This is a genomic window from Paraburkholderia caledonica (genome assembly GCF_000383275.1).
Classification (GTDB): Bacteria; Pseudomonadota; Gammaproteobacteria; order Burkholderiales; family Burkholderiaceae; genus Paraburkholderia; species Paraburkholderia caledonica.
The window spans coordinates 456872-469452 of sequence record NZ_KB911035.1 but is presented as its reverse complement, the minus strand read 5'-3'; the positions used below and the strand labels follow the sequence as shown (position 1 = coordinate 469452).

10 protein-coding genes are annotated in these 12581 nt (G+C 63.6%); all 10 read left to right on the top strand.

All coding sequences use genetic code 11. The features are described from left to right. Positions 1-7: 7 nt before the first annotated feature. The 10 genes from H281_RS0108250 (at position 8) to H281_RS0108205 (ending at position 12521) form a co-directional block, all read left to right on the top strand. On the top strand, positions 8-949 hold the full coding sequence (locus tag H281_RS0108250) for a UPF0280 family protein (RefSeq protein WP_020066620.1): 942 nt from the start codon (positions 8-10) through the stop codon (positions 947-949). Beyond that, positions 925-1515 (top strand): amino acid synthesis family protein, encoded by a 591-nt coding sequence (locus H281_RS0108245; RefSeq protein ID WP_020066619.1) that lies wholly within the window; start codon positions 925-927, stop codon positions 1513-1515. Before H281_RS0108250 ends, H281_RS0108245 begins: the two co-directional genes overlap by 25 nt. 81 nt (positions 1516-1596) lie before the next feature. Then, entirely contained in the window at positions 1597-2181 is a 585-nt protein-coding gene (locus H281_RS0108240) for an amino acid synthesis family protein (protein WP_020066618.1), read from the top strand. Positions 2182-2355: 174 nt separating this feature from the next. After that, the gene (locus H281_RS0108235; protein WP_027804407.1) at positions 2356-4296 is read left to right on the top strand and encodes an ABC transporter permease; all 1941 of its coding nucleotides are present in this window, start codon (positions 2356-2358) and stop codon (positions 4294-4296) included. Continuing rightward, a complete protein-coding gene (locus tag H281_RS0108230) occupies positions 4293-5102 on the top strand; it encodes an ABC transporter ATP-binding protein (protein WP_020066616.1) in 810 nt (269 codons plus the stop codon). The genes H281_RS0108235 and H281_RS0108230 overlap by 4 nt, the downstream gene beginning before the upstream one ends. Then, a complete protein-coding gene (locus H281_RS0108225; RefSeq protein WP_020066615.1) occupies positions 5099-5812 on the top strand; it encodes an ABC transporter ATP-binding protein in 714 nt (237 codons plus the stop codon). The genes H281_RS0108230 and H281_RS0108225 overlap by 4 nt, the downstream gene beginning before the upstream one ends. A 41-nt stretch (positions 5813-5853) precedes the next feature. Then, entirely contained in the window at positions 5854-7053 is a 1200-nt protein-coding gene (locus H281_RS0108220) for an amidohydrolase family protein (protein ID WP_020066614.1), read from the top strand. Between the two features lie 31 nt (positions 7054-7084). Continuing rightward, on the top strand, positions 7085-7591 hold the full coding sequence (locus H281_RS0108215) for a (2Fe-2S)-binding protein (RefSeq protein WP_020066613.1): 507 nt from the start codon (positions 7085-7087) through the stop codon (positions 7589-7591). After that, positions 7588-11211: a molybdopterin cofactor-binding domain-containing protein gene (locus tag H281_RS0108210; RefSeq protein ID WP_020066612.1), complete on the top strand. Its 3624-nt coding sequence runs from the start codon at positions 7588-7590 to the stop codon at positions 11209-11211. Before H281_RS0108215 ends, H281_RS0108210 begins: the two co-directional genes overlap by 4 nt. 101 nt (positions 11212-11312) lie before the next feature. Further along, positions 11313-12521: an ABC transporter substrate-binding protein gene (locus tag H281_RS0108205; protein ID WP_020066611.1), complete on the top strand. Its 1209-nt coding sequence runs from the start codon at positions 11313-11315 to the stop codon at positions 12519-12521. The last annotated feature ends 60 nt before the right edge of the window (positions 12522-12581 follow it).

The following is a 12581-nucleotide window of genomic DNA, read 5'->3' as shown; positions in this document are numbered from 1 at the left end:
CAACGCTATGAGCCCAACCCGCATCCGCATCGACGCAACCCGCTGGCATTGGCAGCACGGGCCGATCGATCTGATCCTCGGCGCCGACGGAGAACCCGCCGCGCTGCAAGCTGCTTTTGATGCGTGCTGGACGCGTTTCGTGGACGTATTGCCTGAACTGGTCGGTGAATTGGAAATGCTTCGGCGGCCCATCAGCGCCGACGCGTCGCCTGATGATTGCGCGCTGCAAGGCCATGTTGCGCGCCGCATGTGGTCCGCGTGCCATCCTCACCGCGCGCGTTTTATCACGCCAATGGCGGCCGTTGCAGGCAGTGTCGCCGACGAATTGATCGCTGCATTCGCGCGTGAAGGCATCTCTCGCGCGTTCATCAACAATGGCGGCGACATAGCGTTTTATTTGACGGAAGGCAGGCAATATCGCGTCGGTGTCTTTGCAGACGTCTCGCAAGCGCTCGCGAAGGTGCAGCGCCGAGGCGGCGACGCGCTAGACGCCAATCTCACGCTCCACGCGAACGCGCCCATTCGCGGCATTGCCACGAGCGGTTGGCGCGGCCGCAGTTTCAGTCTTGGTATCGCGGACAGTGTGACGGTGCTCGCACGCAATGCGGCAAGCGCCGACGCTGCCGCGACGATGATCGCCAACGCCGTGAATCTCGATCATGCAGGCATCGTACGTGTACCGGCTTCGTCGCTGAAGGACGACACCGATCTGGGCGACCGGCTTGTTACCGCCAACGTGCCTTCGCTGCCACAGCCGCTCGTCGATTTCGCACTTGCACGCGGCGTTGAGGCCGCGCGGCGTTTGCTCGATAGCGAGATGATTGAAGGCGCCGCATTGTTCTTGCAAGGACGAGTGCGAGTCGCCGGTATGCACGGCACGGGCGCGTTGCTCTCGCATGGCGCTCAAACAACAACGGAGGTTCCGTGTTCGAAATACGCCGCGTGCTGACGCACGTCGAAGACATCTTCCACGAGTTCGGCCCCGCGCCCGCACAGCCGTTGCGCCGCGGTGCCATTGCCGCTGTGATGACGAACCCGTTCGCCGGCCGCTATGAAGCGAACATCGAACACGCGATGGAAGCGCTCAAGCCCATCGGCGTCGACATGGCGCAACGGCTGCTCGCGGCGATGGCGGTCCCGCATGCGTCGATCGAAGGTTATGGCAAGGGCGCGATTGTCGGCTCGCGTGGCGAACTCGAACACGGTGCGTTGTGGCATGTGCCAGGAGGCTATGCGATGCGCGAGTTGCTGGAGAAAAACGGCGTGCCCACCAACGCAATCGTGCCGTCGACGAAAAAGGTCGGCGCGCCGTCCACCGCGCTCGACGTACCGCTTACGCATGTGAATGCAAGCTACGTGCGCAGTCATTTCGACGCGATCGAAGTACGTGTGCCCGGCGCACCGTCCGCCGACGAAGTGGTGTACATCCTCGCGATGAGCACCGGTCAGCGCGTGCATGCGCGCGTCGGCGGGCTCGCGAAAGAGGCGATTGTGGGCAAAGACGGCTTGCGCTAATCCACGTTGAAGGTTGCAACGGGCGCACGAACAATACAGAGCAACACAGAGCAACGCAGGCATGGAAACACGGAGAGCGAAATGGCAATCAGGCTTCGCAAGCTAGTCGTGCAAGTGGACGAAACACGCATTGAAATGGGTCAGAACGTCGATCCGCCGGCACGCCGCGCGGTGGCGATCGCGGTGATCGACAACCCGTATGCGGGCCGCTTCGAAGCGAGGCTCGACGCACTGATCGAGGCCGGCGAGGAACTGGGCGCGCTGCTCGGCAAGAGGTGCGTCGAAGCGCTCGGCATCGAACCGGGCGACGCACAAAGTTACGGCAAGGCCGCGATTGTCGGCGAGGCGGGTGAACTCGAACACGCCGCCGCGATTCTGCACCCGAAGCTCGGCGCGCCGTTGCGCGCGGCGGTCGAAAAGGGCGCGGCGCTCGTGCCGTCGGCGAAAAAAATGGGCACGCTCGGCACCGCGATCGACGTGCCGCTCGGCCATAAAGACGCCGCTTTCGTGCGCAGTCATTTCGACGCGATCGAGGCGCGCGTGTCGGACGCGCCGCGCGCCAACGAGATCGTGGTCGCGGTGGCCGTGACCGCGTCGGGCCGGCCGTTGCCGCGTATCGGCGGTTTGCAGGCAAGTGAAATCAAGGGCGAGGATGGTTTGCGCTGACGCTTGCACCGGGATTTGCATGTGATTTTTTCACGGCTTCCCGCAAGGGCTTTCTTTCAGGTAGTGTGCTGCCGTTGATGCGTGCGAGCACGGTGCCGTACGCGCCGCAACGTCTGCTGTTCGAGCCTCTTGCCGTTTGGCGCGTGGATCGTCAGCAAGCTGCCGAGGGTCTCGATGCTTTCGAATTTGCTGGTACAACTGGTCAACGGACTCGCCGATGCGTCGACGCTATTTCTCGTCGCCGCCGGCTTGTCGTTGATCTTTGGCGTAACGCGCATCGTCAACTTTGCGCACGGCTCGTTCTACATGTTCGGCATCTACGTGGCCTACAGCATCTCCAGCCGTTTCGGACACACAGCGGGCGGCTTCTGGCTTTCGGTGCTGGCCGCCGCGCTGGTCGTGGCGGTGCTCGGCGCGCTCGTCGAGGTGATCGTGCTCAGGCGCATTTATCAGGCGCCTGAGCTGTTCCATCTTCTTGCCACGTTTGCACTCGTACTGATTTTTCGCGACGCCGCGTTGTGGCTATGGGGACCCGAAGATCTGTTCGGACCGCGCGCGCCGCATCTTGCGGGCGCAGTGGATTTTCTCGGCCATCCGTTGCCGACGTATGACATCGCATTGATCGTCATCGGCCCGGTGGTTTTGCTCCTGCTCTGGTATGCGTTGACGCGCACGCGCTGGGGCACGCTCGTGCGCGCGGCCACTCATGATCGCGAGATGCTTGGCGCGCTCGGCATCAATCAGGCGTGGCTGTTTACAGGCGTGTTTTTCGTCGGCGCATTTCTCGCCGGATTGGGCGGTGCGCTGCAAGGGCCGCGTATGTCGGCGAACCTCTCGCTCGACCTGGAGACGATCGGCAATGCGTTCGTGGTCGTCGTGGTCGGCGGCATGGGGTCGATTCCGGGCGCGTTCGTCGCGGCGCTGATCATCGCCGAGATCAAGGCGTTGTGCATCGGCATCGGACATGTGACGTTATTCGGCGTCGGTCTCTCGTTGAGCCGCTTTACGCTGGTTGCGGAATTCGTCGTGATGGCCGTCGTACTCGTGGTGCGGCCCTGGGGTTTGCTCGGTCGCGCGAGTGCCGCGGTGCGGGGCATGGCCGCGCCGGAAGCGCCTCTGCGTCCTGCGGGAAAGCGGCTCAAATGGCTCGCCGCGATTGCATTGCTGGTCCTGTTGCTCGCGCCGCTCACGGCGAATGCGTTCCCGTATATGCCGGTGCTGCTCGTGGAAATTCTCATCGCCGTGCTGTTCGCGACGAGTCTGCATTTCATCATGGGGCCCGGCGGCATGCATTCGTTCGGTCACGCTGCATATTTCGGGCTCGGCGCATATGGCGCCGCGCTCTTCCTCAAGGTGTTGAATCTGCCGATGGAAGCCGCCTTGATGCTCGGACCGCTTCTGGCCGTTGCAGGCGCGCTGGTGTTCGGCTGGTTCTGCGTGCGCCTTTCCGGCGTGTACCTCGCGATGCTGACACTCGCGTTCGCGCAGATCGTGTGGTCGGTCGTTTTCCAATGGGACGATGTGACGGGCGGCAGCAACGGCATTCTCGGCTTGTGGCCGTCTAACTGGCTGTCGTCGCCGGTGGCGTTTTATTACCTGACGCTTGCGTGTGCGGTGATCGGCGTATGGCTCCTGCGCCGCATATTGTTCTCGCCGCTCGGTTATGCAATGCGCGCGTCGCGCGATTCGGTGCTGCGCGCGGAGGCAATCGGCATCGACGTGAAGCGCGTGCAATGGGCCGCTTTCGTGATCGCGTCGCTGTTCTGCGGTCTCGCAGGGTCGTTGTATGCGTTCTCCAAGGGCACGATTTCGCCGGAGGTGATCAGCGTGAGCCGTTCCGTCGACGGCCTCGTGATGGTGCTGCTTGGCGGCTTGCAGACGCTCACCGGGCCGATAGTCGGTGCGGCTGTCTTCACGTGGCTGCAAGACACCGTCGCGCGGCAGACCGATTACTGGCAAGCGCTGCTGGGCTTCACGATTCTGTTGCTGGTGATCGCGTTTCCGCAGGGCATCGTCGGCTTTATCCGCGATCGTTTTGGCGATGACACGGCCGACAACGCTGAGAAGAGCGGCCCGCAACCGTCGCAACGCACAGCGATCAAGGAGGGGCTATGAGCTTGCTGCACGTATCCGGCCTCTGTAAATCGTTCGGCGGTCTGAAAGCGGTGGACGACGTTTCGTTCACGCTCGAAGCCGGACAGCTTCTCGCATTGCTCGGGCCTAACGGCGCGGGCAAGTCCACTTGCTTCAACATGGTCAACGGACAATTATCGCCCTCGTCAGGCTCTATCCGTTTCGACGGACACGAACTCGTCGGCATGCGTCCGCGCGACATCTGGCGGCTCGGCGTGGGCCGGACATTCCAGATCGCGGCGACCTTCAATTCAATGACGGTGCTCGAAAACGTGCAGATGGCCCTCGTCTCACGCGAACGCAAAACCTTCGGCGTGTGGAAGCCCGCGGCTTCGCGCTATGCAGACGAAGCGTTCGCGCTGCTCGAACAGGTCGGCATGGCCGCCGACGCGAACCGCGCATGCGGCGTTCTCGCGTATGGCGACGTGAAGCGTGTCGAGCTGGCCATTGCACTCGCGAACCGGCCGAAGCTTCTGTTGATGGACGAGCCCACTGCAGGCATGGCGCCGAAGGAGCGCAACGAACTGATGGCGCTGACCAAGCGGCTCGTCACGGAGCAGAAAATCGGCGTGCTGTTCACCGAGCACAGCATGGACGTGGTGTTCGCTTACGCCGACCGGATGATCGTGCTCGCGCGCGGCAAGCTGATCGCCGAGGGCGACGGTGACACGATCCGTAACGACCCGCGCGTGCAGGAAGTGTATTTCGGCACCGGCAAGACGTTTCAGCCGCACGCGGCGCTGCACGACATGGCGGCTGGCCATGCTGCAAGGGGAGCGCTGCAATGAGCGAGCCGATGCTGAAAGTAGCGGGCCTCAACGCGTTTTATGGCCGCGCTCACATTCTGTTCGATGTCGGCCTGGAAGTGGGCCGCGGCGAAGTTGTCGCGTTGATGGGCCGCAACGGCGCGGGCAAATCGACCACCATGAAAGCGGTAATGGGTCTGCTGCCGCGCCGCCAGGGAGAAGTCATCTTTCGCGGCCAGAACATTGCTGCGCTCGCGCCCTACAAGATCGCTCGCATGGGCATGGGCTTCGTTCCGGAAGACCGGCGTGTCTTTGCCGATCTGACAGTGATGGAGAACCTCGACACTGGCCGCCAGCCGCCGCGCGAAGGCGCGCCGCAATGGACGCCGGAGAAGCTGTTCCGTCTGTTCCCCAATCTCGGCGAAATGCCGAAACGCCCCGGCGGCCAGATGAGCGGCGGCGAGCAGCAGATGCTCACCGTATCGCGCACGTTGATGGGTAACCCGTATCTCGTGTTGCTCGATGAACCGTCCGAGGGCGTGGCACCCGTGATCGTCGAGCAGATGGCCAATATGATTCTCGAACTCAAGCGCGAAGGGCTATCCATTCTGTTATCCGAACAGAACCTGCACTTCGCGGAGCTGGTCAGCGACCGCGCGTATGTGCTCGAAAAAGGGCAGATCCGTTTTAGCGGCACGATCGGCGAACTGGCAAGTAACGAAACAGTGAGGCGCGCTTATCTGAGCGTTTGATTCGCGCGTGATTAGGACAGTCGTTGCGAAAGGAGAGGCAGATGGCAGCAGAGACGTTGACAGGCTTGTCGGGCAAGGTCGCGGTAACGAACATCGGGCTGCTGTTATCCGGCGACATCGATCAGCCAATTCTCGACGCCGACACGCTGGTGATCGACGACGGCGTGATCGTTGCGGTTGGCAAAGAGAAAGACTGCGACCTTGAGGGCGCGCGCACTACGGTGGACTGCAAGGGTACGACCGTCGCGCCCGGCCTGATCGACTCGCATGTGCATCCGGTATTCGGCGACTGGACGCCGCGCCAGAACCAGATGGGCTGGATCGAATCGAATCTGAACGGCGGCGTGACAACAATGATCTCCGCCGGCGAAGTGCATTTGCCTGGTCGTCCGAAAGATGTGCTCGGCGTGAAGGCGCTGGCGATCACCGCGCAGCGTTCGTTCGAAGGCATGCGCGGCGCGGGTGTCGGCGGCGGCGTCAAGGTGATGGCGGGCGCGCCGGTCATCGAGAAAGGCATGGTCGAGGAGGATTTCAAGGAGTTGTCCGAAGCAGGCGTGAAGCTGCTCGGCGAAGTCGGTCTCGGCAGCGTGAAGGCCGGTGAGGAAGCCGCGCAGATGGTTGCGTGGGCGCGTAAGTACGGCATTCAGAGCACGATTCATACGGGCGGTCCTTCGATTCCCGGCTCCGGCCTGATCGACCGCGACGTGGTGCTGGAAGCCGATGCGGACGTGATCGGCCACATCAACGGCGGGCATACGTCGCTGTCTTACCGGCATGTTTGCGATTTGTGCGAGCAGTCGAGCCGTGCGCTCGAGATAGTGCACAACGGCAACGAACGCATCGCATTGCTGACGGCCCGTCATGCGGTAGAACTGAAATGCCCGCACCGCATTATTCTCGGCACCGACAGTCCCGCCGGCTCCGGCGTGCAACCGCTGGGCATTCTGCGGATGATCGCGCTCATTTCCAGTCTCGCCGATGTGCCCGCTGAAATCGCGTTCTGCTTCGCGACCGGCAATACCGCGCGTCAGCGGAACTTGCGGCAGGGCTTGATCGAAGTGGGACGTCCCGCCGACCTCGTCTTCATGGACCGCGCGCAACATACGGCGGCTGACACGCTGCTCGAAAGCGTGCAGCTCGGCGACATTCCGGGCGTGGGCATGGTGATGATCGACGGTTTGATCCGTTGCAGGCGCAGTCGTAATACGCCGCCCGCGACCGAAGTGCCGGTTGTGCTGTGAGCACGCAGCGTTTAGCGCGCGCGGTGTGCTCATGAACGGGCCGACGCCGCTCGCGCTGAAAGTGAACGGCGCGACGCATCTCGTCAGCGCCGCCGCCGACACGCCGCTGCTTTATCTGTTGCGCAACGACCTTGCACTCAACGGTCCAAAGTTCGGCTGCGGACTGGGCGAATGCGGCGCATGCACGGTGCTGCTCGACGGCGTGCCGACGCGTGCGTGCGTGACGACCGCCAAAGTGGCATTAGGCCGCGAAATCACCACGCTCGAAGGATTGGGTACACGTGCCGCGCTGCATCCAGTGCAACAGGCTTTTATCGAAGAGCAGGCTGCGCAATGCGGCTATTGCCTGAGCGGGATGATCATGACGGCGAAGGCGTTGCTCGATCGCGATCCGCATCCCAGTGTGGAAACGATCCGGCGCGAGTTGTCGCGCAACCTGTGCCGCTGCGGCACACATGTGGAGATCGTGCGTGCTGTGCAGCGCGCCGCTGAACTACTCGCGTCGCAAAAGAATGCTTCCGAAGGGGCGCGCGCATGACAGGACCGGATATCAGCGTCGACCGCCGGGCCACTGTGCCGTCGCGCAAGCAGTTGTATGACGCGCAGAGCGTGCTGATCGTCATGCGCGCGCCGCAAGCGCCGGTCAAGCCGGCTGTCGGTCAACCCGGCTCGCGGTCGTCGTTTGTTCCAGGCGAGCCCGATATGTTTCTCGCCGTGCGCGACGACGGCAGTGCGATCGCGTTCAACGGTCATGTCGATCTCGGCACCGGCATCGGCACCGCGCTGGCGCAGATCGTCGCCGAAGAACTGGATCTGCCTTTGACGCGCGTGTCGGTCGTACTTGGCCATACGAACGAAACGCCGAATCAGGGGCCGACTATCGCAAGCGCCACGATGCAGATAACCGCAGTGCCGCTGCGGCATGCGGCGGCGCAGGCGCGTCAATGGCTCCTCGCGCAGGCGGCGGCGCGCTTCGGCGTGGATGTCGAAAAGCTCGCTGTACGCGACGGCATGGTGTTCGAACAAGACGGCGACAACGCGGTAGAGAAAGCAAGACGCATCGGCTACGGCGAGTTGATCGCAGGGCAGCGAGTCGAATTGCAGCTGACTACCGACGCGCCTTTGAAATCGCCGCACGCCTACAAGATTGTCGGCAAGAGCGCGCCGCGCGTCGACATTCCCGCGAAGGCAACAGGCGAATTGAGCTTCGTGCACGACGTGCGTGTGCCCGGCATGCTGCACGGCCGCGTTGTGCGGCCGCCGTATGCGGGGATCGCGCAGGGTGATTTTGTCGGCAACAGCCTGCTGCATGTCGACGAAGAATCGATTCGCGACTTGTCCGGCATCGTCAAAGTAGTCGTCATACGCGACTTTGTAGGCATCGTGGCCGAACGCGAGGAAGTCGCGCAGCAGGCCGCGAAGCGGCTCCATGTGCAGTGGAAAGCCGCCCAACCGTTGCCGCCGCTCGAAACCAGTGAAGAAGTAGAAGCCGCATTGCGTGCAAATCCGGCGAAACGGCGCGACCTCGTGATCGACGGCGATGTCGACGCGGCGCTTTCGCAGGACGCGAGCCGCACGCTGAATCGCACCTACGTGTGGCCGTTTCAGATGCACGCGTCGATCGGCCCTTCGTGCGCGGTCGCCGATTATCGCGAGGGCGCGCTGAAAGTGTGGTCGGGTACACAGAACCCGCATTCGCTGCGCGCCGACCTTGCATTGCTGATGTCGATGGACGAGGCGCTCATCGACATCTTGCGGATGGATGCGGCCGGCTGCTACGGTCGCAATTGCGCGGATGATGTCGCCGCCGACGCCGCTCTGCTCTCGCGCGCGACCGGCGCCCCGGTGCGCGCGCAACTGTCGCGCGAGGACGAGCACGCGTGGGAGCCGAAGGGCGCGGCGCAATTGATGGATGTGCGCGGCGCGTTGAGCGCCGAAGGCGAACTGGCGGCTTACGACTTCGCAACGCGTTATCCGTCGAACGACGCACCTACGTTGGCGCTGCTGCTGACCGGCGTGCTGTCCGCGCAGCCGCAGGTCTTCGAAATGGGCGACCGGACGGCGGTGCCCCCATACGATTATCGGTCGATGCGCGTGGTCTGCGACGACACGCCGCCCATCGTGCGTGCGTCGTGGCTGCGCGGCGTGTCCGCGTTGCCGAACACGTTCGCGCACGAGTCGTTCATCGACGAACTCGCGGCTGAAGCGGGCGTCGATCCGGTCGAATTTCGCCTGAAACATTTGAGCGACCCCCGTGCCGTCGAACTTGTGAAGGCGGTCGCCGAGCGTGCGGACTGGCAGCCGCGAGAGCCGCGAACCGACCAGCCGCGGGAGGAGGGCGACATCGCGCGCGGCCGCGGCATTGCTTACGCACGCTATGTGCACAGCAAGTTTCCTGGCTTCGGCGCGGCGTGGTGCGCGTGGGTCGCCGACGTCGAAGTGAACCGCCGAAGCGGCGAACTCGCGGTAACGCGCGTGGTGGTCGGCCAGGACACGGGCACCATGATCAACCCCGACGGCGTGCGTCATCAGATTCACGGCAACGTGATTCAGGCGACGAGCCGCGCATTGAAAGAGCGCGTGACGTTCGACCAGAACGCGGTGACGAGTCAGGAGTGGGGTGCGTACCCGATCCTCACGTTCCGTGAAGTGCCCGTGATCGACGTCGTGATGATGCCGCGCCACGGCGAGCCGCCGATGGGTGCGGGCGAGTCCGCGTCGCTGCCCGGCGCGGCGGCGATTGCGAATGCGCTGTACGACGCGACCGGCGTGCGTTTTCGCAAGCCTCCTTTCACGCCCGAAACGATCCGCGCCGCGCTCGCCGATGCGCAGGCCCAAGACGCCGCGTCGCGCCGCAAAAAGCGCTGGCGTTTGGGTTTTCTCGGCGCATTTGCCGCGGGCGCTGCGGGCTGGCTCGGTGCGTCGGCGTGGGCGCCGCCGCCCATTGCGCCGATCGCACCGCCGCTTGCCAGTGCGTTCGCGCCGGAACTCGTCGCGCGCGGCAAGCTGCTGGCCTCGCTCGGCAATTGTGCGGTGTGCCATACGGCGCGCAACGGTGTGCCGAACGCCGGCGGCAAGCCGCTCGAGACACCGTTCGGCACCGTCTACAGTACGAACATCACGCCCGATGCGCAGACGGGCATCGGCTCATGGTCGCTCGAAGCGTTCGTTCGCGCGATGCGCGAAGGCGTTAGCCGCGACGGCCATCGGCTGTATCCGGCGTTTCCGTACACGTCGTTCAGGAACACTTCCGACGACGACCTCAAGGCGCTCTACGCGTATCTGATGTCGCAAACTCCGGTTCGCTTTCGTCCGCCGGAAACGAAGCTGCCGTTTCCGTTCAGCGCGCGTCCGCTGATGGCCGCATGGAATGGCTTGTTCCTCGGGCGCAATACGTTCGCTACGAGTACGACGCAAAGCGCGCAGTGGAATCGCGGCGCGTATCTCGTCAACGGTCTCGGGCATTGCAGCGCATGCCACACGCCGCGCAACGCTTTCGGCGCCGAGAAGACCGGCGCGGCGTTCATGGGCGGGGGCAGCGCGGAAGGTTGGGAAGCGCCCGCGTTGTCGTCGCTCTCTAACTCTCCTGTGCCGTGGAGCGAAGACGAACTGTTCAGCTATCTGCGCTTCGGACACGCGCCGCTGCATGGCGTTGCGGCTGGCCCGATGGCGCCGGTCGTCGCAGATCTCGCTGCGTTGCCCGACAGCGATATTCGCGCGATGGCAAACTACCTTGCGTCGCTCAATCCCGTTGAAGCGAACGTCGATACCGCCGCGATGGCGCGTCAATACGAACACGCAAGCGCGATCACCGGCACGCCGTCCGGCGTCGGCGCACGGCTTTTCGACGGTGCATGTGCCGCCTGTCACCACACGGGCAGCGGGCCGCAACTGTTCGGCGCGCATCCATCGCTGGCGCTCAATACGAATTTGCACAGCGCGACGCCCGATAATCTGATCCGCGTGATACTCGACGGCATCGGCTCGCCTGCGCGGCCCGAACTCGGTACGATGCCGGCTTACCGCGACAGTTTCAACGACGCCCAGGTTGCCGAACTGGTGACGTATCTGCGGCAGCAGTTCGCGGGCGGCAAGCCGGCCTGGCAGGACGTTGCCGCAAGCGTCGCGCGGATTCGCGCAACGCCGGTCGCAGACTGAGCGTGCCACGCAGCGACCGGTCAACCGTTCGCTCTAGCGCCGCTGCAATGCCGGACAGAAAACCAACGCATTCCCGCAATCCCTTTGATACGGAGAAACGCATGACCACGCGCGCAAGATGGATCTCTCGCCTCACGCTATCGACGGTGCTGTCGTTCGCCGCCTTCGCCGCGAACGCACAGCAGACCATCAAGATCGGCGAAATCAACAGCTACAAGGCGCAGCCGGCCTTTCTCGGTCCTTACAAGAACGGCTGGAATCTTGCACTGGAACAGATCAACGCTGGCGGAGGCGTGCTCGGCAAAAAGCTCGAAGTCGTTTCGCGCGACGACAACGGCAACCCCGGCGACACGATCCGAGTCGCGCAGGAGCTGATCGCGCGGGAACAGGTGCAGTTGCTGTTCGGTGGTTTCCTGTCGAACACAGGGCTCGCGCTCACCGACTTCGCGAAGCAGAAGAAGATCTTTTTCCTTGCCGCCGAACCGCTGACCGACAAGATCGTTTGGGCGGACGGCAACAAATATACGTATCGCCTGCGTCCTTCCACGTATATGCAGGTTGCGATGCTCGTGCCCGAAGCGGCCAAGCTGAAGAAGAAGCGCTGGGCGCTGGTCTATCCGAACTACGAGTACGGACAATCGGCGGTCGCGACTTTCAAGAAACTGTTGAGCGCCGCGCAGCCTGACGTGCAGTTCGTTGCCGAGCAGGCCACGCCGCTTGGCAACGTGGACGCGGGCGCGGTCACGCAGGCAATCGCCGACGCCAAGCCCGACGCTATTTTCAACGTGCTGTTCGGCGCCGATCTCGGCAAGTTCGTGCGTGAGGGCAATACGCGCGGCCTGTTCAAGGACCGCAGCGTCGTTTCGCTGCTGACGGGCGAGCCGGATTATCTCGATCCGCTGGGTGCCGAAGCGCCGGCCGGCTGGATCGTGACGGGCTACCCGTGGTATTCGATCGATACGCCGGCCAACAAGAAATTCGTCGACGCCTATCAGGCTAAATATCACGACTATCCGCGGCTCGGCTCGGTGGTTGGTTATTCGGCGCTCATGTCGATTGCGGCCGGCATCAAAAAGGCGGGTTCCGTCGATACCGACAAGCTCGCGGCGGCTTTCAAGGGCCTTGGCGTGGAAACGCCGTTCGGGCCGATTACCTATCGCGCGCAGGACAATCAGTCGACGATGGGTGCTTACGTCGGCGTGACCGGTCTGAAGGACGGCAAAGGCGTGATGACGTCGTATCGCTATGTCAACGGCGCGAGCGTTCAGCCGTCGGACGCCGAGGTGAAGAAGCTGCGGCCCGCCGAGTAAGCTTCGTGTCGCGGCGCGAGCGTGCCGCCACACCTGCGGCGGTCCATGCCGCAGGCGTCC